Source organism: Streptomyces sp. E-08, assembly GCF_049913095.1.
GTDB lineage: Bacteria > Actinomycetota > Actinomycetes > Streptomycetales > Streptomycetaceae > Streptomyces.
In genome coordinates this window covers 8,024,190-8,047,656 of sequence record NZ_CP183971.1, presented here as the reverse complement: position 1 = coordinate 8,047,656, position 23,467 = coordinate 8,024,190, and the positions used below count along the sequence as shown (strand labels likewise).

General features: G+C 71.1%; 20 protein-coding genes and 1 pseudogene. 8 read left to right on the top strand and 13 right to left on the bottom strand.

The window, feature by feature from the left end:
- The first annotated feature begins 39 nt into the window (after nucleotides 1-39).
- The gene (locus ACN9MM_RS36720; protein ID WP_426368110.1) at nucleotides 40-1,209 is read left to right on the top strand and encodes an ROK family protein; all 1,170 of its coding nucleotides are present in this window, start codon (nucleotides 40-42) and stop codon (nucleotides 1,207-1,209) included.
- Between the two features lie 25 nt (nucleotides 1,210-1,234).
- Here the strand turns inward: ACN9MM_RS36720 and ACN9MM_RS36715 are convergent, their stop codons facing one another.
- From ACN9MM_RS36715 to ACN9MM_RS36670, 10 genes are all read right to left on the bottom strand, one after another.
- The gene (locus ACN9MM_RS36715; protein WP_426368109.1) at nucleotides 1,235-1,930 is read right to left on the bottom strand and encodes a FadR/GntR family transcriptional regulator; all 696 of its coding nucleotides are present in this window, start codon (nucleotides 1,928-1,930) and stop codon (nucleotides 1,235-1,237) included.
- An 87-nt stretch (nucleotides 1,931-2,017) separates the two neighbouring features.
- Nucleotides 2,018-2,917 (bottom strand): amidohydrolase family protein, encoded by a 900-nt coding sequence (locus ACN9MM_RS36710; RefSeq protein ID WP_426368107.1) that lies wholly within the window; start codon nucleotides 2,915-2,917, stop codon nucleotides 2,018-2,020.
- Nucleotides 2,914-3,225 (bottom strand): L-rhamnose mutarotase, encoded by a 312-nt coding sequence (locus ACN9MM_RS36705; protein WP_426368105.1) that lies wholly within the window; start codon nucleotides 3,223-3,225, stop codon nucleotides 2,914-2,916. Before ACN9MM_RS36705 ends, ACN9MM_RS36710 begins: the two co-directional genes overlap by 4 nt.
- Nucleotides 3,222-3,872 (bottom strand): LutC/YkgG family protein, encoded by a 651-nt coding sequence (locus ACN9MM_RS36700; RefSeq protein WP_426368103.1) that lies wholly within the window; start codon nucleotides 3,870-3,872, stop codon nucleotides 3,222-3,224. The genes ACN9MM_RS36705 and ACN9MM_RS36700 overlap by 4 nt, the downstream gene beginning before the upstream one ends.
- Complete coding sequence (locus ACN9MM_RS36695; RefSeq protein WP_426368102.1) at nucleotides 3,869-5,326, bottom strand: LutB/LldF family L-lactate oxidation iron-sulfur protein; 1,458 nt, start codon at nucleotides 5,324-5,326, stop codon at nucleotides 3,869-3,871. The genes ACN9MM_RS36700 and ACN9MM_RS36695 overlap by 4 nt, the downstream gene beginning before the upstream one ends.
- Nucleotides 5,323-6,063, bottom strand: coding sequence for a (Fe-S)-binding protein (locus ACN9MM_RS36690; protein WP_426368100.1), 741 nt, complete (start codon nucleotides 6,061-6,063; stop codon nucleotides 5,323-5,325). The genes ACN9MM_RS36695 and ACN9MM_RS36690 overlap by 4 nt, the downstream gene beginning before the upstream one ends.
- Nucleotides 6,063-7,055 carry an aldo/keto reductase gene (locus ACN9MM_RS36685; RefSeq protein WP_426368925.1) on the bottom strand — a complete coding sequence of 331 codons (993 nt, stop codon included), beginning with the start codon at nucleotides 7,053-7,055 and terminating at the stop codon, nucleotides 6,063-6,065. The genes ACN9MM_RS36690 and ACN9MM_RS36685 overlap by 1 nt, the downstream gene beginning before the upstream one ends.
- Before the next feature lie 2 nt (nucleotides 7,056-7,057).
- On the bottom strand, nucleotides 7,058-7,819 hold the full coding sequence (locus tag ACN9MM_RS36680; RefSeq protein ID WP_426368099.1) for an SDR family NAD(P)-dependent oxidoreductase: 762 nt from the start codon (nucleotides 7,817-7,819) through the stop codon (nucleotides 7,058-7,060).
- Nucleotides 7,816-9,180, bottom strand: coding sequence for an enolase C-terminal domain-like protein (locus tag ACN9MM_RS36675; protein WP_426368098.1), 1,365 nt, complete (start codon nucleotides 9,178-9,180; stop codon nucleotides 7,816-7,818). The genes ACN9MM_RS36680 and ACN9MM_RS36675 overlap by 4 nt, the downstream gene beginning before the upstream one ends.
- Nucleotides 9,181-9,191: 11 nt before the next feature.
- Entirely contained in the window at nucleotides 9,192-10,043 is an 852-nt protein-coding gene (locus ACN9MM_RS36670) for a fumarylacetoacetate hydrolase family protein (RefSeq protein WP_426368096.1), read from the bottom strand.
- A gap of 440 nt (nucleotides 10,044-10,483) precedes the next feature.
- Here ACN9MM_RS36670 and ACN9MM_RS36665 point away from each other — a divergent pair, with 440 nt between their 5' ends.
- From ACN9MM_RS36665 to ACN9MM_RS36650, 4 genes are all read left to right on the top strand, one after another.
- A complete protein-coding gene (locus ACN9MM_RS36665; protein WP_426368094.1) occupies nucleotides 10,484-11,524 on the top strand; it encodes a sugar ABC transporter substrate-binding protein in 1,041 nt (346 codons plus the stop codon).
- Between the two features lie 124 nt (nucleotides 11,525-11,648).
- Complete coding sequence (locus ACN9MM_RS36660) at nucleotides 11,649-13,214, top strand: sugar ABC transporter ATP-binding protein (RefSeq protein WP_426368093.1); 1,566 nt, start codon at nucleotides 11,649-11,651, stop codon at nucleotides 13,212-13,214.
- Complete coding sequence (locus ACN9MM_RS36655; RefSeq protein WP_426368092.1) at nucleotides 13,198-14,229, top strand: ABC transporter permease; 1,032 nt, start codon at nucleotides 13,198-13,200, stop codon at nucleotides 14,227-14,229. Before ACN9MM_RS36660 ends, ACN9MM_RS36655 begins: the two co-directional genes overlap by 17 nt.
- Before the next feature lie 117 nt (nucleotides 14,230-14,346).
- Complete coding sequence (locus tag ACN9MM_RS36650; RefSeq protein ID WP_426368091.1) at nucleotides 14,347-15,054, top strand: FadR/GntR family transcriptional regulator; 708 nt, start codon at nucleotides 14,347-14,349, stop codon at nucleotides 15,052-15,054.
- A 71-nt stretch (nucleotides 15,055-15,125) separates the two neighbouring features.
- Here the strand turns inward: ACN9MM_RS36650 and ACN9MM_RS36645 are convergent, their stop codons facing one another.
- A complete protein-coding gene (locus tag ACN9MM_RS36645; RefSeq protein ID WP_426368090.1) occupies nucleotides 15,126-17,978 on the bottom strand; it encodes a glycosyl hydrolase family 95 catalytic domain-containing protein in 2,853 nt (950 codons plus the stop codon).
- A 420-nt stretch (nucleotides 17,979-18,398) separates the two neighbouring features.
- Nucleotides 18,399-18,706 (bottom strand): annotated as a pseudogene (locus ACN9MM_RS36640) (glycosyltransferase); the annotation flags it as partial.
- A 990-nt stretch (nucleotides 18,707-19,696) separates the two neighbouring features.
- Between ACN9MM_RS36640 and ACN9MM_RS36635 the strand changes: the two are divergent.
- Nucleotides 19,697-20,227 (top strand): NUDIX hydrolase, encoded by a 531-nt coding sequence (locus ACN9MM_RS36635; protein WP_426368089.1) that lies wholly within the window; start codon nucleotides 19,697-19,699, stop codon nucleotides 20,225-20,227.
- 68 nt (nucleotides 20,228-20,295) lie between these two features.
- Here ACN9MM_RS36635 and ACN9MM_RS36630 read toward each other — a convergent pair whose 3' ends face one another.
- Nucleotides 20,296-21,267: an ArsR/SmtB family transcription factor gene (locus tag ACN9MM_RS36630; protein WP_426368088.1), complete on the bottom strand. Its 972-nt coding sequence runs from the start codon at nucleotides 21,265-21,267 to the stop codon at nucleotides 20,296-20,298.
- A 56-nt stretch (nucleotides 21,268-21,323) separates the two neighbouring features.
- Here ACN9MM_RS36630 and ACN9MM_RS36625 point away from each other — a divergent pair, with 56 nt between their 5' ends.
- Both ACN9MM_RS36625 and ACN9MM_RS36620 read left to right on the top strand, forming a co-directional pair.
- On the top strand, nucleotides 21,324-22,145 hold the full coding sequence (locus ACN9MM_RS36625) for a class I SAM-dependent methyltransferase (protein ID WP_426368087.1): 822 nt from the start codon (nucleotides 21,324-21,326) through the stop codon (nucleotides 22,143-22,145).
- A 610-nt stretch (nucleotides 22,146-22,755) separates the two neighbouring features.
- Nucleotides 22,756-23,100: a DoxX family protein gene (locus tag ACN9MM_RS36620; RefSeq protein WP_366039711.1), complete on the top strand. Its 345-nt coding sequence runs from the start codon at nucleotides 22,756-22,758 to the stop codon at nucleotides 23,098-23,100.
- The last annotated feature ends 367 nt before the right edge of the window (nucleotides 23,101-23,467 follow it).

The window sequence follows — 23,467 nt, the reverse complement described above, 5'->3', positions numbered from 1 at the left end:
TGGGGCGCGGCGACATCGAGACGGCGAGGAGACGGGGCATTGACCACAGAGGTGGCTGGAGCGGGAGCACTGCTGGCGATCCTTCGGGACGGCCGTGCCCGCACGCGTACCGAACTGATGCAGCTGACCGGGCTCGCCAGATCCACGGTGTCCCAGCGCCTCGACGCCCTGCTCGATCAGGAATGGATCGCCCCGGCGGGGGACGCCATCTCGTCGGGGGGCCGGCCCGCCGTGGCGTTCGCCTTCAACGACGAGGCCAGGCTGGTGCTCTCGGCCGACCTCGGCGCCACGCACGCGCGGATCGCCCTGACCGACCTGAAGACCCGGGTGCTGGCCGAACACACCCAGGACATGCCGATCTCCCAGGGGCCCGAGCACGTCCTGGGCTGGCTGGTCGACGCCTTCGGCGCCCTCCTCGACCAGAGCGGCCGCACCCTCGCCGATGTGTGCGGCGCCGGGATCGGCCTCCCCGGACCCGTCGAACACGGCACCGGACGTCCCGTCAACCCACCGATCATGCCCGGATGGGACGGCTTCGACGTGTCCCAGTGGCTGCGCGAACGGCTCGGCGTCCCCGTCCTGGTCGACAACGACGTCAACATCATGGCGCTCGGCGAGCACTGGGCCGCCGGCGACGAGTGTGAGCACCTCCTGTTCGTGAAGGTCGGAACCGGAATCGGCAGCGGCATCATCACGGAGCACCGCCTCCATCGCGGCGCCCAGGGGGCCGCCGGCGACATCGGACACATCAGGGTTCCCTCCGCCGGGGACCAGCTGTGCCGGTGCGGCAACACCGGATGCCTGGAGGCCGTCGCCGGCGGCGCCGCCCTCGCCGCACGCCTGCGCGCCTTGGGCGAGGACGCCGCAGACGCCCGAGGGGTGGTGCAACTGGTGCGCTCGGGAAGCCCGTTGGCCGTCCAGCTGGTCCGCCAGACCGGCCGGGACATCGGCGAGGTCCTGGCCTCTCTGGTGAACTTCTTCAACCCGGGCGTGATCGTGGTCGGCGGCGACCTCGCGGACGCGGGCGAGCACCTCCTCGCGGGCATCCGCGAGGTCGTCTACAGCCGCTCCCTGCCGCTGGCCACGCAGCACCTGACCATGCGCGGCCGCCTCCTCGGCGACCGCGCGGGCGTCGTCGGCGCCGCGGTCATGGTGATCGAGGACGCCCTCAGTCCGGGGGCGGTGGACCGCTCGGTCGCCGCGGGCTGAGGCGCCTCACCGCCGCGGCGACACCTCAGCCGAGCGGAGCCCCGTCCGTGCCGAGGGTGTCGCGCAGCCACTGCTCGACGCCTGCCACATGGACCGTCGCCCAGGAATGCGCGAGATCGGGACGACGGCCGGCGATGGCCTCGAAGATGGCCCGGTGCTGCTGCCGGGTCCGCTCCACGGCGCCCTCCTCCGTCACTCCGCGCCATGTCCGCGCTCGCGCGGTCGGCCCGGAGAGTCCCTCGATCAGCGAGCACAGCACGGTGTTGCCCGAGCCGACGGCGATCGCGCGGTGGAAGGCGAAGTCGTTGGCGATCAGTTCCTCCAGCGAGGCGTCCTCGGCGAGGTCGTCCAGCACTTCCCGCAGCGCGGCGATGTCCTCGTCGGGCATGACGCGTGCGGCCATGGCAGCGGCGGCGGGCTCCAGGATGCGGCGGACCTCCAGGAACTCCAGGACGGTGTCGTCCTGGTGGAAGTCGACGACGAATCCCAGCGTGTCCAGCAGCAGTTGGGGCTGCAGACTGGTCACGTACGTTCCGTCGCCCTGGCGCACGTCGAGCACCCGGATGAGGGAGAGGGCCTTGACCGCCTCCCGCAGGGAGTTGCGCGACAGACCGAGCCGCTCGGCGAGATCGGCCTCCTTGGGGAGCTTCGAGCCGGGGCCGAGCTCGCCACTGACGATCATGGCCTTGATCTTCTCGATCGCCTCGTCCGTGACCGGCACCCGCCCCGCCTCCCTCGCTCCTGGTCCGTGCAGCATAGTCCTCGCTCCCGTGGTCGCCCCGCTCAGCCGGGGCCGACAGTGCCGGGCTCACCCGGGCGTGGGGCGCCCGTCGCCCGCTGGCGGCCGGCCGGCCTCCTCGAGTCCGTAGACGCGGATCGCGTTGTCACGGAACACCGCGTCCTTCTCCGCCCGGTCGAGCGCGTGCACGAGTGTCCCGGCGATCCCGACGACCGTCGCGTAGTCGGCCGCCATGGTGCAGACCGGCCAGTCGGAGCCGAACAGCAGCCGGCCCGGGCCGAACGCGTCCAGCGCCGTGTCGGCGTACGGCACCAGGTCTTCGGTGCGCCAGGCTCCGGGGGCGGCCTCGGTGACGAGGCCGGAGAGCTTGGCGACCGTGTTGGGGAGGGCCGCCAGACGACCGAGGTCGGCCGCCCAGGGGCCGAGCTCGCCACCGGCGATCGGCGGCTTGCCGAGATGGTCGAGCACGAACGTCAGACCGGGGACCCAGGCCGCTGCCGCAGTCGCGACGGGCAGCTGGCGCGGCGTGACGACCAGGTCGTAAGCGAGCCCCGCCTCCGCGACGGCGGCCAGTCCGCGCCGTACGTCGGGGCGGAGCAGCCACTCGGGGTCGGGCTCCTCCTGGACCTGGTGGCGAATGCCGACCAGCCGGTCTCCGCCCGGCCCCTCGCGCAGGGCGGCGAGCGCGTCGGCGACGCCCGGCGCGGTGAGGTCGACCCAGCCGACGACTCCCGCGATCAGGTCGCTGCCGGCCGCGAGGGTCAACAGCTCGGGCGTCTCCTCGGGGACGCAGACGGTCTGTACGAGGACGGTGCCGGCCACGCCCGCCGCCCGCGCCTCCGTCGCGAGGTCGTCCATCGAGAAGCTGCGGGCCAGTGGGGCGAGGGCGTCACCGGTGATCCAGGGCTGCGACCGGACCGCCAGGTCCCAGACGTGATGGTGGGCGTCGATGATCTCCCGGGTCGTCACAGCCGCCACACCACCGGGAGTCCGGCCTCGGCCCCCGCCGAGGAGTAGTCGTGGACGGTGTCGAGGAGTTCGGCCATCTCCGCCTGCCAGGCGATGTTGACCGGGAGGTGTTCCAGCTCCGCCAGGAGGTGGGCGTAGTCCTCGCAGTCGAGTACGTGGAAGAGCTCGCGGTCGCTGCGCCAGATGGTCCACGACGTGACGCCCGCGGCCCTGAGGGCGGCGGTGAGTTCGGCCGGTACGGCACGGTGGGCCGCCTCGTACTCGTCGATCCGGTCCGCACGGAGGCGGGTGTGCAGGGCGATCCTCATGGCTGCTCCGTGGGCGTGGGGTCGACGATGACGACGTCCAGGGCGCGGGGACCGTGGACGCCTTCCACCCGGTCGAGTTCGATGTCGCTGGTGGCGGACGGGCCGGAGACGAAGGTGAGCGGGTGTTGTGGGTCGAGGCGGGCGAGGACGTCGGGGAGGTCGTCGGCGATCTGCTCGGCGCGGACGACGCACAGGTGGTAGTCGGGGACGAGGGTGAGGGCGCGCCGTCCCTGGCCGGGGCCGGTGTCCAGGACGATCGTTCCGGTGATCGCGATCGCCGCGGCGGCCAGGGTGATCGCTCCGTCCAGGGCGTCCAGCTCGGGGACGTCCAGGGGCTCGGCGTGCCACTTCCACGCACCGGTCGGCAGCATGGCGGCGGGGAACCCCTGGGGCAGGGCCAGGTTCCGGGCGCCGCGCCCGTCGAGCACCGAGGCGAGGGCGAGAGGGAGCCCGGCCTCGTCGGTCCGGATGACGTTCGCGCGGTAGTCGGCGACCCGTTCCGCGAACAGGGCGACAACGTCCTGCCCGGGCTCGACGTGGCTGCGGCGGTAGGCGCGGGGGACCCGCACGTCCTCGGGCCGCTCGTCCGACGGTACGTCGGCGAGGGCGGCGCGGATGCGGGCGAGGACGGCATCGCGGCTGCTCACGGGCGCTCCTCCTTCCGGTTCTTGCGCCACCAGGTGCGGAAGGACTCCGCGGGTGGTGCGGGGGTGTCGCGGGTGTCGGACCAGCCGCTGAGCGGTCCCGGCAGGCGGCCGATGCGGCCCTCGCGGGCCAGGACCTTGCCGCCGAGGGCGGCGGCGCGCTGGGCCGCGGCCAGGAGGCGGGGTGAGTCGAGGACGGTGGCCGCCGCTTTCATGGCGAGTGCCTCGGCGGATGCCGCGCCCTTGCCCTTGACGGCCTCGGCGCGGAGGTGGGTGAGGACCTCCGGAATGTTGATCTTGACGGGGCACGCGTCGTAGCAGGCTCCGCACAGAGTGGAGGCGAAGGGGAGGGAGGCGGCGTTCTCCACCCCGACGAGCTGGGGGGTGAGGACGGCGCCGATCGGCCCGGGATAGACGGAGCCGTAGGCGTGGCCGCCGGTGCGCTCGAAGACGGGGCAGACATTCAGGCAGGCGGAACAACGGATGCAGGCGAGTACCTGGCGGCCGACGGTGTCGGCGAGGGTGTCGGTGCGGCCGTTGTCGAGCAGGACCAGGTGGAAGTCCCGGGGGCCGTCGCCTTCGGTGGTGCCGGTCCAGGTCGAGGTGTAGGGGTTCATGCGCTCGCCGGTGGAGGAACGGGGCAGCAGCTGGAAGAAGACCTCCAGGTCCTGCCAGGCGGGGATCACCTTCTCGATGCCCATGACGGTGATGAGGGTCTCGGGCAGGGTGAGGCACATGCGGCCGTTGCCCTCCGACTCGACGACCATCACGGTTCCGGTGTCGGCGACGGCGAAGTTGGCGCCGGACACGGCGACCTTGGCGGTGAGGAACTTCTGCCGCAGGTGCAGGCGGGCGGCCTCGGCGAGCTCACGGGGGGCGTCGCTCAGCTTCTCGGGTGCGGGCTGCCCCCAGTGGCCCATCTCGGCGACGAACAGGTCGCGGACCTCGGTGCGGTTCTTGTGGATCGCGGGGACCAGGATGTGCGAGGGCCGGTCGTCGCCGAGCTGGACAATGAGCTCAGCCAGGTCGGTCTCGTAGGCCGTGATGCCGGCCTCGGCGAGGTGTTCGTTGAGGCCGATCTCCTGGGTGGCCATGGACTTGACCTTGACGACCTCCGACGCGCCGGTGGCCCGGACGAGTTCGGTCACGATGCGGTTGGCCTCGGCCGCGTCTGCGGCCCAGTGGACGGTGCCGCCCGCCGCGGTGACCGAGGCCTCCAGCTCCAACAGGTAGCGGTCCAGGTGCCGCGAGATCCGCTTCTTGATCGCGGCGGCGGACTCGCGCAGCTCCTCCCAGTCGTCCAGCTCGGCCGCCACCGCGAGCCGCTTGTCGCGGATCGTGCCGGTGGCCCGCTTCAGGTTCGCGCGCAGCTGCTCGTCCGCGAGGGCGGTGCGGGCCGCCTCGGGGAAGGCCGGGGAGCCCAGCCAGACCACGCCGCGGCGGCGGGGATCGCTCACCACGGCTCTCCTTCGGTGCTCGCCAGGATTTCGGCCAGGTGCATGCTCCGGACCCGGTGGCCCTGTCGGGAGAGGCCGCCGCCGATGTGCATGAGGCAGGAGTTGTCGGCGGCGCACAGCACTTCGGCACCGCTGTTCTGGACTGCGGCGGCCTTGTCGGCGAGCATCGCGTTCGACGTGTCGGCGTTCTTGACCGCGAAGGTGCCGCCGAAGCCGCAGCAGGAGTCGGCGGAGGGCAGGTCGACGAGTTCGAGGCCGTCGACCGCGCTCAGCAGGCGCTGGGGCCGGTCGCCCAGCCGCAGGCCGCGCAATGAGTGGCAGGTGGGGTGGTAGGCGACCCGGCGGGGGAAGTGCGCGCCGACGTCGGTGACGCCCAGGACGTCGGTGAGGAACTCGGTGAACTCATGGACCCGGGGCATCAGTTCGGCGACCTGTTGGTGGAGCGCGGCGTCACCGAACTGCTCGGCGAGCAACGGATGGTTCTCCCGTACCATCCCCGCGCAGGACGCGGACGGAGTGACCACCGTGTCGTACGCGGCGAAGGTCCGGGCGAACCTGGTCACCAGCGGCAGGGCCTCGGGGCGGTATCCGGTGTTGAAGTGCATCTGTCCGCAGCAGGTCTGCTCCGTCGGGAAGTCGACGGTGTGGCCGAGCCGTTCCAGGACGCTCACCACGGCCCGTCCGCTGCCGGGGAAGAGGGTGTCGTTGAAGCAGGTGATGAACAGTGCGACGCGCATCAGCCCGTCTCCTCGGGAGTCGGGACCCCGGCGGGGAGCAGCCCGCGCTCCTTGAGGTCATCCCACAACGCGGCCGGCACGGGGGTGCGGAGCATGGCGGCGGCGTCCTCGGCCTCAGCGGCGCTGCGCACACCGACCAGGACGCTCACCACGGCGGGATGCCCGAACGGGAAGCGCAGCGCGGCGGCACGCAACGGCACGTCGTGTCGCTCGCACCCGGCCTTGATCTCCAGCGCCCGGCTCACGAGAGCGTCGGAAGCGGTCGCGTAGTCGAAGGTGGCACCAGGGCGGGGATCGGCGAGCAGGCCCGAGTTGAAGACGCCGCCGACGACCACGCCGACCCCCCGCTCGGCGGCCAGGGGAAGGAGTTCGTCGAGGCCGCGCTGGTCGAGGAGGCTGTAGCGACCGGCCAGCAGGACGGCGTCGATGTCGGTCTCGCGGACGAAGCGGGCGAGGAGCCCGGCCTGGTTCATGCCGACCCCGATCGCGCCCACCGTGCCTTCGGCGCGCATGCGCTCCAGCTCCGGGTACGCCTGAGTGAGGGCCTGCTCGGCGTGGTCGTCAGGATCGTGTACATAGACGAGGTCGATCCGGTCCAGGCCCAGCCGCTCCAGGCTGGCCTCCAGACTCCCGCGTACGCCGTCGGCGGTGAAGTCCCAGACCCGCTCGTGGGCGGCGGGGACGGCGAAACCGTTGGCCAGGTCGTCGCCGGTCGCCTCCTTACGGGGGCGAAGCAGCCGGCCGACCTTGGTGGAGAGGACGTACTCGTCCCTGGGCAGGCCGCGCAGAGCGGCGCCGAGGCGCCGTTCGGACAGGCCGAGGCCGTAGTGCGGGGCGGTGTCGAAGTACCGTACGCCGGATTCCCAGGCGGCCGAGACGGCCTGTTCGGCCTGGGCGTCGGTGACCGGGATGAAGAGATTCCCGATCCCGGCGGCGCCGAAGGCGAGTTCGCTCACCCGCAGCGTGCCGCGGCCGAGTGGGTTGTCGCGCAGGCTCATGGCTTCGGCTCCGGGCGCAGGCGCAGGCCGGCCATGCCGCCGTCGACGGCGAGTGCGGTGCCGGTGACGGAGGAGGCGGAGGGTGAGGCGAGGTAGGCGATGGCGGCGGCGACCTCGTCGGCGGTGACGAGCCGGCCGGTGGGCTGGCGGGCGTCGAGCGCCGCGCGTTCGGCGGCGGGGTCGGGCGCCTGGTCGAGGAGCCGGCCCACCCAGGGGGTGTCGACGGTGCCGGGGTTGACGCAGTTGACGCGGATGCCCTCGCGTACGTGGTCCGCTGCCATGGCGAGGGTCAGGGACAGGACGGCCCCCTTGCTCGCCGAGTACAGCGCGCGCTGCGGGAGTCCCGCAGTGGCGGCGATGGAGCAGGTGTTGACCACGGCAGCGGCCGTCGACCGGCGCAGGTACGGGAGGGCGGCGCGGGTGGTGCGAACGATGCCGAGCACGTTCACGTCCAAGACGCGGTGCCACTGCTCGTCGTCGTTGTCCTCCACGGTGCCGGCGGCGCCGATGCCGGCGTTGTTGACGAGGATGTCGATGCCGCCCAGCCGTTCAGCCGCCGCCTGGACGGCCGAGCGGACGGAGGCGTCGTCGGCGACGTCGGCGGTGAAGCCGTGCAGCGTACCGTCGGCGCCGCTCGGGTCGAGGTCGAGGACGGCGACGTCCGCACCGCGCTCGTGCAGGAGCCGGGCGGTGGCCAGTCCGATGCCGGAGGCGCCTCCGGTGACGAGGGCGGTGAGTCCGCCGAGGTCGGGGGTCATGCCGGTTCCTCCGTGTCCGCACCGGCCGTGGTCGCGGCGAAGGGAGCCGCGTCGGCGGCCCAGAAGGTGCCGTGGGGGTAGGTGAACGTGTCGATGGTGCTCTGGTACAGGGTGGCGGAGAAGCCGGGCATGGTGGGTGCCCGGTAGTGACCGGCCTCGATGACGACGGGGTCGACGAAGTGCTCGTGGAGATGGTCGACGTACTCGACGACGCGGTCCTCGACCGTGCCCGACAGGGCCACGTAGTCGAACATCGAGAGGTGCTGGACGAGTTCGCACAGCCCCACGCCTCCCGCGTGCGGGCAGACGGGAACGCCGAACTTGGCGGCGAGCAGCAGGATCGCGAGGTTCTCGTTGACCCCGCCCACGCGGGCGGAGTCCAGCTGGAGGACGTCGATGGCGTCGGCCTGGAGGAGCTGCTTGAAGACGATCCGGTTCTGTACGTGCTCCCCGGTGGCGACCTTGACCGGGTGGACGCCCTGTCGGACGGCGGCGTGACCGAGGATGTCGTCGGGGCTGGTGGGCTCCTCGATCCAGTACGGGTCGAACTCGGCGAGCGCCTTCGTCCAGGTGATGGCCTCGGCGACGTTCCAGCGCTGGTTGGCGTCGATCGCCATCCGGATGTCCGGTCCCACGGCCGCGCGGGCGGCGCGGCAGCGGCGGATGTCGTCCTCCAGGTCGGCGCCGACCTTCAGCTTGATCTGGGTGAAGCCGTCGGCGACGGCCTCCCGGGCCAGGCGGGTGAGCTTCTCGTCGGAGTAGCCGAGCCAGCCGGGCGAGGTCGTGTACGCCGGGTAGCCCCGCTCGCGCAGTCGCGCGGCCCTCTCCTCGGCGTCCTGCCTGCCCGCGGTCAGGAGCTCCAGTGCCTCGGCGGGCGTCAGGGCGTCCTCGATGTAGCGGAAGTCGACCTGCCCGACCAGCCATGCGGGTTCCGCGTCGGCGAGGAGCTGCCACAAGGGCTTGCCCTCCCGCTTGGCGGCCAGGTCCCAGACGGCGTTGACGACGGCGCCGATCGCCATGTGCATCACGCCCTTCTCGGGGCCGAGCCAGCGCAGCTGGCTGTCGCCGATCAGGTCGCGGTAGAGGGAGCCGGGATCAGCGCACAGGTCGGCGACCGGCCGGCCGAGCACATGCTCGCGCAGCGCGCCGATGGCCGCGACCTGGACGTCGTTGCCGCGCCCGATGGTGAAGGTGAAGCCGTGTCCCTCCGCACCGTCGCCCGCGTCGGTGCGCAGGACGAGGTAGGCGGCGGAGTAGTCGGGGTCGGGGTTCATCGCGTCGGAGCCGTCGAGCTCGCGCGAGGTGGGAAAGCGTATGTCGTACGTGTCGAGGGCGGTGATCCGCGCGGCGTGTGCGCTCAACGTGGTGCCTTTCAGGCGTGTGCGAAGGCCTGGCGCTGGGTGCCGAGGCCGTCTATGGACAGCTCGACCACATCGCCCGCGCGCAGGTACGGGGTGCCGGGCAGACCGAGGGCCACGCCCGCCGGGGTGCCGGTGTTGATGATGTCGCCGGGATTGAGCACCATGTACTGGCTCAGATACCGGACGACGTGGGCGACGCCGAAGATCATGTTCTGGGTGTGGCCGTTCTGGCGCGTGTCGCCGTTGACGGCGAGGCGGAGGCCCAGCGCCTGCGGATCGCCGGCCTCGTCGGGGGTGACCAGCCACGGCCCCAACGGGTTGAACGTCTCGCAGGACTTGCCGAGGTCCCACTGCCCCGAGTACTCCAGCTGGTACTCCCGCTCTGAGACGTCGTTGCTGATCGCGTACCCCGCGACATGGCCGAGGGCCTGTTCGGGCAAGTCGAGGTACCGGGCACGACGGCCGATCACGACGGCGAGCTCCACCTCCCAGTCGGTCTTCACCGAACCGCGCGGGATCAGCACTTCGTCGTACGGCCCCACGACGGTGGCCGGATCCTTCATGAACACCACCGGCCGCTCCGGCACGGGGGCGCCGGTCTCCGCCGCGTGGTCGCGGTAGTTGAGGCCGATGCAGACGATCTTGCCGGGGCGGGCGACGGGGGCGGCGATCCGCCGTCCCTCCGTGTCGAGGGGCGGCAGAGTGCCTTCGGCGAGCGCCTGCCGGACGCGCTCGACGCCGTCGGAGGCGAGGAACGCCCCGTCGATGTCGGCGGTGAGTCCGGTGAGCGCGTGGGCGGTGCCGTCGTCGCCGAGGACCGCCGGGATCTCTGTCCCCGGGGCACCGACGCGCAATAGCCTCATGATCCGTCTCCTGTCCTTGTGCCGGGAGGGCGAGCTGTCACCTCGCCAACACATCGGATGAATCTGCTGCCCAGGACCATACGAGTCAGAGCCGCGCGATCGCAAGAAGACATCCGATGTCTGCAGATCGAATCCACCCATCGCCTCCTAGCGATGCGACTCACCGGCAGACGATCAGGGCTTCAATAACCCAGTTGGGCAAGCGAGGGAGTGGTCGCAAGAGGTCCGCCTCCGCCTCTTGTCAGACGGGTTTCCGACTCGTATGGTCCTCGTTACTCGGAAGTCATCGGATGACTTCCGAGGCGCGATCCACGTCGTCAGCCCCCCAGAACCACCAGGTCACCCGCCTCTCTCGCGGGTCCTCCCCGTCGGGCCGGACACCCCGGCTCACGCCTGCCCCGCACGGGCACGCCGGCATCCCAGCCAAGGAGATCCCCAGCATGAAGCCCCGATCCGCCAGAATCGCGGCCATGGCCGCCACAGTGGTCGCCGTGGCCGGCCTCGGCACCGCCTGCAACCGGGAGGGCGCCGACTCCGGCTCCGCCGGCAAGGCCGCCATCGGCATCGATCTCCCGCGGGCGGACTCCGACTTCTGGAACTCCTACGCCCAGTACATCGACAGCGAGACCAAGACCCTCGGCCTCGACGCGCTGCCGGTGAGCAACTCCCAGAACGACGTGACCAAGCTGGTCGCCAACGTCCAGGTCCTCCAGAACACCGGTGCCAAGGCCGTCGTCATGGCCCCGCAGGACACCGGCGCGATAGCCTCCACTCTCGACCGGCTCGAAGCCGCGAAGATCCCGGTGGTCAGCGTCGACACCCGCCCCGACAAGGGGAACGTCTACATGGTGGTGCGGGCCGACAACAAGGCGTACGGCACCAAGGCCTGCGAGTTCCTCGGCAAGCAGCTCGGCGGCAAGGGCAAGGTCGCCGAGCTGCAGGGGGCGCTCGACTCCGTCAACGGCCGCGACCGTTCCGAGGCCTTCGCCGCCTGCATGAGGGAGAAGTTCCCCGACATCCAGGTCATCGAGCTGGCCACCGACTGGAAGGGCGACGTCGCCTCGGCGAAGCTCCAGTCGACCCTCACCGCGCACCCGGACCTCAAGGGCATCTACATGCAGGCCGGCGGCGTCTTCCTGCAGCCGACCCTCACCCTGCTCCAGCAGAAGGGCCTGCTCCAGCCGACCGGGAAGCCCGGGCACATCGCCATCGTCTCCAACGACGGCATCCCGGCCGAGTTCGACGCGATCCGCAAGGGCCAGATCGACGCGACCGTCTCCCAGCCCGCCGACCTGTACGCCAAGTACGCCCTGTACTACGCCAAGGCGGCCACCGAAGGAAGGACCTTCAAGCCGGGCCCCACCGACCACGACTCCACCATCGTCGAGCTGCCCAACGGTCTGGAGGACCAGCTCCCCGCCCCCCTGGTCACCAAGGACAACGTGGACGACAAGGCGCTCTGGGGCAACACCATCGGTTAGGCCCCCTCTCTCGGAGCTTGCCCGGTCAAGCCCCGCCCACAGGCCCCGTGAGCGGCGGGCTATCACTCGACGCCCCGCCCGCGCGCCCGCCGCTCACGGTCACCGCGGAAAGGAAACCCCCGCCATGGCGGACTCCAGCCCCGTCCGGGGCCCCGTCGTCGAAGCCGACGGCATCGGCAAGCGCTTCGGCGCCACGGTCGCGCTCAAGGACGCCCGCATCACCGTCGCACCCGGCGAGTCGCACGCCCTGGTCGGCCGCAACGGCGCGGGAAAGTCCACGCTCGTCTCCATCCTCACCGGCCTGCAGAGTCCGGACACCGGCACCCTGCGGTTCGGCGGGGAGCCCGCCCCGGCCCTCGGCGACACCCGTGCCTGGCGCTCCCGGGTCGCCTGCGTCTACCAGCGCTCCACGATCATCCCCGCGCTCACCGTCGCCGAGAACCTCTTCCTGGACCGGCAGAGCGGCGGGGCGCTCCAGCCCATCAGCTGGAAGCGGCTGCGGCACCGTGCCACGGACCTGCTCGCCGAGTACGGAGTGGACGTCGACCCCGGCGCGCGCGCCGAGGACCTGACGGTGGAGCAGCGCCAGTTCGTCGAGATCGCCCGGGCGCTGTCTTTCGGCGCCCGGTTCATCATCCTCGACGAGCCCACCGCGAAGCTCGACGCGCGCGGGATCGACCGGCTGTTCGGCAAGCTGCGCGCGCTCCAGGAGCAGGGTGTCGCCTTCCTGTTCATCTCGCACCATCTCCAGGAGGTGTACGAGCTGTGCGGCACGGTGACCGTCTACCGGGACGCCCGCCACATCGTCACCGCGCCCGTCGCGGACCTGGACCAGCGGGCCCTGGTGGAGGCGATGACCGGTGAGAGTTCCAGGAGGGCGGAGCCCGGCCGGCCGGTGAGCGGCACCAGTCGGCCGGAAGGGGCCGCGCTGCTCGACGTCACAGGCCTCGGCCTGTCCGGCAGCTACCAGGACGTCTCCCTCACCGCGCACGCGGGTGAGGTGGTGGGGCTGGCCGGGGCCGCCGCCAGCGGCAACGTCCGGCTCGGCGAGACCCTCGCCGGTCTGCGCCGGCCCGACAGCGGCACGATCAGCGTGGCGGGCCGTGCGGTCCGCACCGGGCAGGTCCCCGCCGCGCTGGCGGCCGGCATCGGCTTCGTACCGGAGGACCGGCACATCCAGGGCCTCGTCCCGCAGCGGAGCGTCGCCGAGAACGCCACCCTGACCGTGACCGGCCAGCTGGGTCCGTACGGGCTGGTGCTGCCGTCGAGGACACGGGCCTTCGCCGAGCGCATGATCGACGAACTCGACATCAAGACTCCTGGCCCCGCCGCCCCCGTCACCGACCTGTCCGGCGGCAATCAGCAGAAGGTCGTCATCGCCCGCGCGCTGGCCACCGCCCCGCACGTCCTGGTTGCGGTCCGCCCGACCAACGGCGTGGACGTCAAGTCCAAGGAGTCCCTGCTCGGCACCGTCCGCCGGGTCGCCGACGAAGGCCGGACCGCCGTGATCGTCTCCGACGAACTCGACGACCTGCGCGTCTGCGACCGGGTCGTGGCCATGTTCCACGGCCGGGTGGTCGCGGAGTTCGCGCGCGGATGGAGCGACGAAGACCTGGTCGCGGCCATGGAAGGCATAGCCGTCCCGACCGAGAAGCCGACCGAGAAGGAACAGCATGTCCCCCACCCTTGAGCTGCGCGAGCCGCCGACGGCCACCGTCCCCGAGCCCGCCGACCGACGCCTCGCGCTGGCACGGTTCCGCGATCTCTCGCTGGTTCCCGTCCTCCTCGTCCTGGGCGTCATCGGGTTCATCGTCTCGCCCGCCTTCCTCACGTCGGACAACCTGCTCGGCGTGGGCCAGCAGGCCACCGAGCTGAGCCTGCTGGTCCTGGCTCAGGCGTTGATCCTGATCATCGGCCGGATGGACCTCTCCCTGGAGTCCACCATCGGCCTCGCGCCGGTCGTCGCCGTGTGGCTGGTGCTGCCCGACCACGGGGCGAGGTTCACCGGCCTCGGGCTGTTCCCGGAGTGGATGTCCGTCCCCCTCTGTCTGCTGGTGGGCGCGATCATCGGGGCGATCAACGGGTTCCTCATCCTCAAGCTGCGGCTCAACGGCTTCATCGTCACGCTGGGCGGGCTCACCCTGCTCCGGGGCCTGCAGATCGCCATCTCCGAGGGTCAGTCGATCGTCAACGTGCCCGCCTCCTTCAGCTACCTCGGGCGGGCGAGCTGGTTCGGCGTCCCCGCGGCGGTGTGGATCTGCGCGGTGCTGTTCCTGCTCGGCGGCTCGGCTCTCGCCTGGCTGCGGCACGGACGCGCGCTCTACGCCATCGGCGGCAACGCGGAGGCGGCCCGCGCCGCGGGCATCCGCGTGGACCGGATCGTCTGGGCGGTGCTCATCCTGGGCAGTCTGCTCGCCGCCTTTGCCGGCATCCTCTACACGGGGCACTACGGGTCCATCTCCGCCGACCAGGGCAGCGGCTGGATCTTCCAGGTCTTCGCGGCCACCGTCATCGGCGGTGTCAGCCTGAACGGCGGCCGTGGCACGCTCTTCGGCGCCCTCACCGGCGTGCTGACGCTCCAGCTCGTGGTCAACGTCATGACGCTGGCCGGCGTACCACCGCTGTGGAACCAGTTCCTCAACGGCGCGATCATCATCGTCGCGCTGATCATCTCCCGCTTCGCCTCCGGCGAGAAGCAGGAGTGACATCACGCCCCCGGGGCGGTCGGCGAGCCGTCGGAGCGGCGCGTCCCATCATGGGCGCGCCGCTCCGCCGTCACTCCCTGCCGTTCCCCTCACCCCACCCACGAGGGAGTCCCCACGATGGCCGTGACCGACCAGGCGATCGAGAAGATCAAGGAAATGATCGTCCGCGGTGCCCTCCGGCCCGGTGCCAAGCTGCCGAACGAAGCCGATCTCGCCGACCAGCTCGGACTGTCCCGCAGCTCGCTGCGCGAGGCCGTCCGGGCGCTGACGGCGATGCGCATCCTGGTCCCCCGGCAGGGCGACGGGACGTACGTCTCCGGACTCGAACCGCACATTCTTCTCGAATCGCTATCCTTCGCCGCCGACGTCTCCGAGGGTCACACGGCCCGTCAGCTCCTGGAGGTGCGGCGCCTACTGGAACCCCAGGTGACCGCGCTGGCGGCCGGCCGGCTGTCCGCGGAACAGCTGGGGACGCTGCGTACCGTCCTCGACCAGTGCGCCGCGGACATCGGCATCGAGGAGTTCGTCGAGCTGGACATGGAGTTCCACCGGATCATCGCCGACGCAGTCGGGAACCCGGTCCTCTCCACCTTGCTCGGCATCCTCTCCACCCACACCCAGCGGCTGCGCATCGTCCGGGGGACGCGCTACGCACCCGCCCGGCAGCAGGCCCACCGCGAGCACGAGGCCATCTGGCGCGCGCTCGCCGCGGGTGACGCATCGCTCGCCGCGAGCGCCAGCGCCGTGCATGTCGCCGCCGTCGAGCACTGGCTGGCGGACGGCACGGCCGTCGGCTCCCCCGGCCTCGCCGTGCGCACCCCCTGACACCGGAGACGGCGCCCCGACACACAGCAACGGCGCCCGCCGGAAGGCGGGCGCCGTTCGCCATGGGTGGCTCACTCGGCCGGGGCGAGTCTCCACTTCTGGTTGGCGGCCGTGGTGCTGCACGTCCACTGGATCAGCTGGACGCCGTCGGCGGTCGAGGCCCCCGGCACGTCCAGGCATTTGCCGCCGGCGGACACCAGCCGGTAGACGTCGAGCCCGACGGGCTCGAAGCGCCATTGCTGGTTGGTGCCGGTCGAGCAGCCCCACTGCCGGATGCCGGCGCCGTCGGCACCGGTCGATCCGTCCGGCACCTCCAGGCACTTGCCGCTGTGTGCGGCGGCCAGGGTGAGGGTCCCGCTCCCGGTGTCGGTGAGCCGCCACTTCTGGTTGGCGGCGTCGCCCGGCGTGTACTGGATGACCGCGGCGCCGTCGGCGGTGGAGGCGTCCCGGACGTCGGCCGCCTTGCCGCTGGACATGCTGGTCAGGGTGTACGTGCGGCCGTTCTCCAGCCTCACCGCGCGTGTCCCGGTGACGCGGTACGTGTGGCCCGCGACCGCAGCGAAGGCGATCCGGTCGCCGGAGGCGGAGACCGTCTGCGTCTGACCGGTCCCGGTGTCCACCAAGCTGTACGCGTGGGTGAACAGTGCGCTGCGGACGGCGAGTTGCCCGCTGTCGCGCGGCGTGAGGGTGAACTCCGTGCTTCCGTCGGCCTGCCAGGTGGCACCGACCGTCACGTCACCCCGCGCTTTGAGGCCGCCGACCGAGCCCGCCGGCCAGGCGGTGGGCAGGGCCGGCAGCATCCGGATCTCGCCGTTCTGGCTCTGCACCAGCATCTCCGTCATGCCGGCGGTGGCGCCGAAGTTGCCGTCGATCTGGAACGGCGGATGGGTGTCGAACAGGTTGGTCAGGGTGCTGCCTCGCAACTGCTCGACGAGCAGCTTGTGCGCGTGGTCGCCGTCGAGGAGCCGCGCCCAGAAGTTGATCTTCCAGGCCTTGGACCAGCCGGTGCCGCCGTCGCCCCGGGCGTTCAGGGAGACCCTGGCGGCGGCCGCGAGCTGGGGGGCGGTGTCGGGCGAGATCTGGTGGCCCGGGTGGAGCGCGTAGAGGTGGGAGACGTGCCGGTGGGTGTCGTTCGGGTCGTCCAGGTCGGCCTTCCACTCCTGGAGTTGCCCCCAGGAGCCGACCCGCAGGCCCGGGTCGAGCTTTCCGAGCGTGGTGGTGAGCCGGCCCTGCAGCTCCGTGTCGGTGTTCAGCTGCTTCGCGGCGGCGAGGGTGTCGGTGAACAGGCCGTGGACGATCTGCTGGGCCATGGAGGCACCGGCCGTGAAGTCGCCGTGCTCGGGCGAGTAGCTGGGGGTCACGACGAGCTTGCCGTCGCGGGGGTCGGTGCGCAGGTTCGCCAGCCAGAATTCAGCCGCGCCCTTGAGCAGCGGGTAGGCCCGGTCGCGCAGGTACGCCTGGTCCTTGTCGAACTGGTACAGGTCGTAGACCTGGGAGGCGAGCCAGCCGTTGGCCTCGGGGAACCAGAAGGCGGTGGACCAGTCGTGCACGCCGGTGAACCCGAAGGGGTTGGTCTCGTTCTGCACGACCCAGCCGGGAGAGCCGAACATCTCCGTGGCGCTGACCGTGCCCGCCTGCCTCAGGTTCTCGACGAACGCGGTGAACGGCTCGGCGGTCTCGGCGAGATTGGCCTGGGCTGCCTGCCAGTAGTTCATCTGGACGTTGATGTTGGTGTGGTAGTCGGCGCTCCACGGTGGTGAGGTGGAGTTGTTCCACACGCCCTGCAGGTTCGCCGGCAGGGACCCGGGCCGCGAGGAGGCAATGAGCAGGTAGCGGCCGTACTGGTAGAACAGCGACTCCAGCGCGCGGTCGTCGGAGGAACCGCCGCCCGTGTAGGCGGCCAGGAGCTGGTTGGTGGGCTTGTCTGGCATGGCGCCGCCGATGTCGAGCCGTACCCGGTCGAACAGCGCTCGGTGGTCGGCTATGTGAATGCTTTTCAGGCTGTCGTACGAGCGGGCCGCTGCCGCGTCGACGGCATCCGTCACCTTCGCGTGCGGGTCCGCCCCGCGGGAGGTCGGGTAGGACTGGGCATAATCGGTGCCGGCGCTCATCACGAAGGTGGCGCTGTTCGCCCCGGTCACCTTGACCTGTCCATTGCCGGCGGTGACCGTCCCGCCGTCGGTCATGACGCGGACCTGGGACTCGAAGGTCATGCCGTTGTCGGCGAGCTTGCCCCGGATCGTCAGCCGCCCGCCTATCGCGGTGGCGGCGAAGTCGCTGCGGGGCGAGGTGTAGCGCAGGGTGAAGGACATCTTCCCGGGACGGTTCGCGCTGAGCCGTCCGGCGATCACGTTGTCGGGGTGGCTGGCGAAGTACTCACGGGTGTAGGCCACGCCCGAGCTGGTGTACGTGACCTTGGCGAGGGCGTCGGCGATGTCGAGGGATCGCCGGTATCCGGTGCCGGACGCGGCGCCACCCGCCATGTCCAGGCGCAGGTCGCCGAAGGTCTGGTGCGCGCCGAAACCGGTCTTGGGCTGCCCGAGCCTGCCCGCCACCCAGCCCGGGTCCGCCTTGCCCTTGGCGTCGATCTCGTCGACGACCTCCTGAAGCGCGGTCGGTCTGGGCGAGGTCCAGTTGCCGAAGTCGTAGCCGGGGGAGCCGGGGCCGCCGGTCCACAGAGTCTTCTCGTTGAACTGCAGCTGCTCCGAGCTCACGCCCCCGAACACCATGGCGCCCATGGCCCCGTTGCCGATGGGCAGCGCCTCCTTCTCCCAGTCCGCCGCCGGCTGCGCGTACCAGAGGGTGTACGGGTCGGGTGCGGCGGCAACCGACACGGCGGGCGTCTCACTGGTGGCGAGGACCGCCGCCACCAGTGCCGTCGTCAGAACACCGGCCCAGGCCGGCCTCCACCATCGTCGTCTCATCTCTCAGGCCTCCTGTAGCGAACCGAGCGCGGCTGTCCGAAGGGCTCGGTTGCAGCACCGGAGTCTCCAATACATCCGATCTATAGGGCAATACCCATGCAGCGGCATTCACAAGACGCCGCCCTTATGCCGATCACGTTTCCGATACCAACAGAATCATCGGACCTCTTTTAGTCACGTGACGGGCAGAACCGATGCCGTCGGAGAGGCGACCCACCTCGGACCCGACCCGCCCCGACGGTCAAAAGCCGCGGCCGACCGGCGTCGCGGGGTGTACCTCTGCGTGCTGCCTGCGAGCGGCAAGGACGAACAGGACCAGCGCCGCACCCGCGTTCGCCGAGGCCACGGCTGGCTCGCGCATGCGCTGTGCAGTCGGTCAGCCACGCCGAGGTGGCGGCGGGCAAGCGGTCGGTGCCCCGACCGGGCGAGCGCGGCGAGCACCGGTGCGACGCCGTCCTCCACGGCCAGGGGGTCGGACAGGGCGCGGGCACGCGCACGGTGGGAGCCGTCCTCCGTCGCCGGCGCAGGGCACCGGCCAGGGTGCCGGAGGTGAGCCGGCGCAGCGGCACCGCCTCGGGAGCGGTGCCCAGCGCGGTCAGCCGGGACGCCCAGAACGCCGCGTCGAACTGGACCGGCACGGGAACGCTGGGCACTCCGGACCGCAGGACGGCGCCGGTCGTGCCCGCTCCCGCGTGGTGGACGACGGCGGCCGTCCGGGGGAACAGCTTCAGCGGCCCCAGCGACCCGCTGACCAGCAGGACCTCGCCCTCCCGAGCCGCCTCCACCAGGGCCGCCGTCATCTCGTCGGCCGCTTCCCGGGCCATGGACGCCAGCCTTACGACGCCGCCAGCGTGCCCCACCCGGGCCCGACACCACAGAAGACCTGCCCCCACCGGACGCGGTTGCCCTCCAGGTGGTCGAGGATCACCACCCCTGGTCGTCCCGGCCACCGGCGCTGCACGCACCAAGATCCGGACCATTCCCGGACCGGCTCCCTCCAAGAAACCGGGCATCCGGCCGTTCTAGCTGGTCAGGCTGGGTGCACTGGCTGTACCACCAGCAGACGAAGAACCTGCTGGTGTCGTACTCGCCGAAGAAGCTCGGCTTCTTCTAGAGGCACGAAAAGAGGCGCCTGGCCCGGGCTTTCGCCCGGCGGGCGCCTCTTGCTCGCCCCGCACAGAGGGGGGTATTCACACCAGACTAAATCCCCGACTCACCCCGCCGGCGGGTCATCCTGGTCGACGCGTTCCACTCATCCATGGACTGCCCGATGAGGCGGTTGGCGTGCTCCCGGACGCCCTCCGATCCGGTGCTTGACCCTCACCCCAGCGGACAAGGCATCCCTGCAAGAGTGCTGCCGGGCTCAGAAGGTGCTCGGCGCCGCTGTACGGCTCTCTGCCCTGCCTCGGCTGGGCAGCGTCCCCGACGATGAGCCGCCGCTCCGCCTACGGCGGTCAGCCGCCTGGCCCGCCGGGACGGTGCCGCCCGGTGAAGGCCGTGACCCAGCAGCCCGGGCTCCTCCGCCTCCTGAGCGTTCGCAAGGTCCGGCTTCCGCTCATCGAGACGGTCTCCGTCTTCGGGGACATGGCGCACCATGCCCGTTGCTCGCCGGCAGGAACGGCCGCGACCGCTCCCACTCCGGATCCGTAAGATCGCCCCGCCCATGCCCACCACCACGAAACCGACCTGCCGCGGGGGCGCTCGGCCTACGCTGTGACATGCCCACTCCCAACCTGTCGTTCACCGTTGACGACGACGTCGAAGTGCCCGATCCTGCACCGGGAGACGTCTGGACCGTCGGCGCCGTCATCCTCAACCGGGCCGGCGAAGCCTTCGCTCACAAGCGAAGCCCGGACCGACGCCTCTTTCCCGACAGCTGGGACATTGTGGGCGGCCACCTTGAGGCCGGCGAAACGATCCTTGAAGCTCTCGCACGCGAGATCGAGGAGGAGACCGGCTGGCGCCTGACCCACGTGCGGCGGTCCCTTGGCACCACGACCTGGGTTGGGGACGACGGCGGCAGAATCCGTCGCGAAGCCGACTACCTCGTCGAAGTCGACGGCGACTTGGACAACCCCACGCTGGAATGGTCCAAGCACTCCGCATACGACTGGTTCGGCCCTGACAACCTCGCCCGCCTCAAAGAGAACCGCAGGCCCGGGGAGTTCTTGATCCACGACCTCGTCGAACGAGCCATTGAAGATCGACCGCAAAGGTCCCCGCGAGGTACTCCGCGCCCGACTCGGTGATGATCGGCTCCTGTACTCCACGACGTCGTCGGCGCGATTCTGCATCGGCGTGTTGAGCCGAACGCGCCTCACGCGAGCAGTTGGTCGCCGAGAGGGCTCCGCAGGTAGAGAACGAGGTGTCCCTGGCGGGCCCGGGTGACCAGTCCCGCACGGTGCAGGACGCCGAGGTGCTGGCTCACCGTGGCGGGGCTGAGGCTCAGACGCTGGGCCAGTTCGGTCGTGCTCGCAGGCTGTGCGAGCAGGCCGATGACACGGGCGCGGGTACGACCGAGCAGGTCGGCCAGGGCAGCGGGCGGGGCTGTCGTGTCGGTGTGCCAGACCGTGGCGAGGCCTCGGGCGGGGTACCAGATCCGGGGTGGCAGGGCGAGGTCGACGACGGTGACGGCGTGGTCGCAGAACAGGGAGGGGGTGAACGTCACCCCATGCCCGTCGGCGGCCAGGTCGTGCTCCTCGGTGGGAAAGGCGTCGACAGCCAGGGTGCCGCTGCCGGGATGCCACCGCAGGCCGGGGTCGATGTCGGCGAAGAGCATGCCGGCTCCCCCGTCGGTGAGCCGCCGCGCCCGGTGGAGGATGTCGGCGCGCAGTACGGCGTACATGCGCGGCCAGTGCGGTGCCATGACCAGAAGCCAGTAGGTGTGCAGGGCATCGGCGATCCTCTGCAGCAGGCCGTGGGGATCGGTATGCGCCTGCCGCAGGAGTGGGTGCAGGGGGTGGCCGTCGGCGGCCTGGAGGAGTTCGCTTGCGACGCGCCGTGTCGAAGTGGCGCGCAGCGCGGCGAACTCGTCGTCGATGTCCGTGCTCGGCGTCGGAGGGTGGGGAGTGAGGAAGTCGGGGATGAGCCGGGTGGGCCCGACCAATGCCTGCAGCAGGGGCCAGTCGACGTGACGGAGCAGCGGGGCGGACTGTCGAAGCATTGTCTGATGCGCGGCATAGCGGACGGGGCTGCGCCAGGCTCGCAGGCTCTGGACGGTCTCTTGCAGGGGTGAGCAGGCGAAGCGGACCGAGGCCAGGTCTTCCACATCGAGCCGGAGCAGCAACATTCGGCCCAGACTAAACCTCTTCCTCCCGTCATGATCGGGGTGGTGGGATCCGGCGCATGACTGCTTCTGCTTCCGGGAGTACCCCGCACATGGCGACGTATGACCGCATCGGCCGGGGGTACCGGCACGTCCGTCGGCCGGACCCTCGTCTGGCCGATCTGATTCACCAGGCACTGGCCGGGGCTCGCACCGTCGTCAACGTCGGCGCCGGTGCGGGCTCGTACGAGCCTGCCGACCGGGAGGTCACTGCGGTCGATCCGTCACAGGTCATGCTCGATCAGCACCCGGGCTCGCGCAAGGTACGGGCAGGGGCGGAGAGCCTGCCGTTCGCGGACGGTGCGTTCGGTGCGGCGATGGCGGTCATGACGGTTCACCACTGGCCCGACCTGCGACGTGGCCTGGCCGAGCTGCGGCGCGTCGCCCACCGCCAGGTCGTCTTCACCTGGGATCCGCAGCACCTGCCCGAGCTGTGGCTGATCGAGGAGTACCTTCCCGAGATCCGGCAGCTCGAGCACGCCCGCTTCACACCCCTGTCCGCCGTGGTGGAAGCCCTGGGCGCGCATACCGTGCTCCCCTTTCCCATCCCGCACGACTTCACCGACGGCTTCCAGATCGCCCACTGGCGGCGCCCGCAGTCCTATCTGGATCCCGTTGTTCGAGCGGCGAGTTCGACGTTCGCCCAGCTACCGGCTTCCGTGGTCGAGCCGGCGATCGCGAGACTTCGGGAAGACCTGGCCTCAGGAGCCTGGCACCGACGCCATGCGGATCTGCTGACCCGGGACTCCGTCGACTACGGCTACCGCTTGCTCGTCGCGGGACCGGCTCAGGGTCCGACGGGAGCCGGTGTCGATGTGCGTGCACGGTCGGCAGGTGGATGACGTCGCTTCCAGCCGCTCCACGCGTCCCTGGTGGAAGGGGCGGGGCCGTTGCCGTGCCACCCACCGTGGCGGGGACGTCGGGATGCCGGCGCCACCAAGTGGTCACGGTGGCGCGCCCGCGGCCCTCGTCACCCCGGGCGCACGATGACGACGTCGCCGCCCGGAGCCTTGCAACTGCCCTACCCGATCGGCGTGCGGGCCCTTCTGAAGGCCCCGCACGCCCACCACGCGGCCGAGGACGAGGCGTTGTGGCCGGGCTTGCGCGATGCCCTCGCGGGGCGGTCCAGCGAGTCGGCCCTGCTTGAGGCGACGGAAGCCGAGCGCGCCGCCCTCAATCCGCTCGTGCACGCTGTCGACGAGGGCGAGCAACCACCCAGCGGATCGGAACGGTCGCTGCGGAAATGCTCCCGTGGCTTCTCGACGGAGCCGGCCCGCGGACGTCCACGGCGTTGCCCTCGACCCTGCCCCCACCTTCACGGCGCGCTAGGACCAGTCATGGCAGCCCGCCTACGCGGCACTCGACCGGTGGAACACCCCGGTCCCGGCCTGAAACCTCGCACGCCCTGCACGCACCACCCGCCTCGCGCCCAGCGAACTTTGGAGTATCCGCATGTCCATCACCGTCGTCGTCACCGTTCTGACCGCTGTCTGGGTCGGCTTCTCCGGCCTGTCCCTGATGCGCAGAGCCCAGTTCGTCGTGGAACCCCTCGTCCAGTACGAGGTGCCCCGACCCTGGTGGACCCCGCTCGCCCTGGCCAAGCTCGCCGGCGCGGCCGGCCTGCTGATCGGATTGGCCCTACCGGTGGTCGGGTTGCTCGCCGGGGCGGGCCTGGTGCTCTACTTCCTCGGCGCTGTCGTCACCGTGCTGCGGGCGCGTTCGTACAAAACCGTCGCCTTCCCCCTGCTCTATCTGGCTCCGGTCACGGCCACCCTTGCCCTGGGTCTCACTGCCTGACACCCGCACGACACGGCTCAGGCCGAGCAGATACGAGGCGTCGGACGCGAGGGCTGCCGCGTCGAACGTGCGGCTGCCTGAAACCGCGCCACGAACCACCGGCCCGCCGCTGCGCCGTAGCCCGGCCTGCCCAGTCGTCAACCACATACGAAGGAGCACACGATGCGCGCCTTCCCGCTCTTGCCCATGGCTGCCGCCACCTTGGCCACTCTCCTGATCGCCACCCCGGCGTCCGCCCACAGGGCCGCCGCCTCCCCGTGCGCACACCAGTAGGCCGCCGGCTGGAGCACGGCCGTCCAACGTCCCTCCCAGAGCTGGTACCCGACCTGGGCGGAGGCGGGATTCCACAACCGATCCGTACGTCATA

What these genes read in the sequence shown, in the direction of transcription:
- ACN9MM_RS36705 (WP_426368105.1), bottom strand. Translation starts at nt 3,225, where the DNA reads ATGAGGATCGCCCTGCACACCCGCCTCCGTGCGGACCGGATCGACGAG.
- ACN9MM_RS36690 (WP_426368100.1), bottom strand. Translation starts at nt 6,063, where the DNA reads ATGCGCGTCGCACTGTTCATCACCTGCTTCAACGACACCCTCTTCCCC.
- ACN9MM_RS36680 (WP_426368099.1), bottom strand. Translation starts at nt 7,819, where the DNA reads ATGACCCCCGACCTCGGCGGACTCACCGCCCTCGTCACCGGAGGCGCC.
- ACN9MM_RS36670 (WP_426368096.1), bottom strand. Translation starts at nt 10,043, where the DNA reads ATGAGGCTATTGCGCGTCGGTGCCCCGGGGACAGAGATCCCGGCGGTC.
- ACN9MM_RS36665 (WP_426368094.1), top strand. Translation starts at nt 10,484, where the DNA reads ATGAAGCCCCGATCCGCCAGAATCGCGGCCATGGCCGCCACAGTGGTC.
- ACN9MM_RS36660 (WP_426368093.1), top strand. Translation starts at nt 11,649, where the DNA reads ATGGCGGACTCCAGCCCCGTCCGGGGCCCCGTCGTCGAAGCCGACGGC.
- ACN9MM_RS36655 (WP_426368092.1), top strand. Translation starts at nt 13,198, where the DNA reads ATGTCCCCCACCCTTGAGCTGCGCGAGCCGCCGACGGCCACCGTCCCC.
- ACN9MM_RS36650 (WP_426368091.1), top strand. Translation starts at nt 14,347, where the DNA reads ATGGCCGTGACCGACCAGGCGATCGAGAAGATCAAGGAAATGATCGTC.
- ACN9MM_RS36645 (WP_426368090.1), bottom strand. Translation starts at nt 17,978, where the DNA reads ATGAGACGACGATGGTGGAGGCCGGCCTGGGCCGGTGTTCTGACGACG.
- ACN9MM_RS36635 (WP_426368089.1), top strand. Translation starts at nt 19,697, where the DNA reads ATGCCCACTCCCAACCTGTCGTTCACCGTTGACGACGACGTCGAAGTG.
- ACN9MM_RS36630 (WP_426368088.1), bottom strand. Translation starts at nt 21,267, where the DNA reads ATGTTGCTGCTCCGGCTCGATGTGGAAGACCTGGCCTCGGTCCGCTTC.
- ACN9MM_RS36625 (WP_426368087.1), top strand. Translation starts at nt 21,324, where the DNA reads ATGACTGCTTCTGCTTCCGGGAGTACCCCGCACATGGCGACGTATGAC.
- ACN9MM_RS36620 (WP_366039711.1), top strand. Translation starts at nt 22,756, where the DNA reads ATGTCCATCACCGTCGTCGTCACCGTTCTGACCGCTGTCTGGGTCGGC.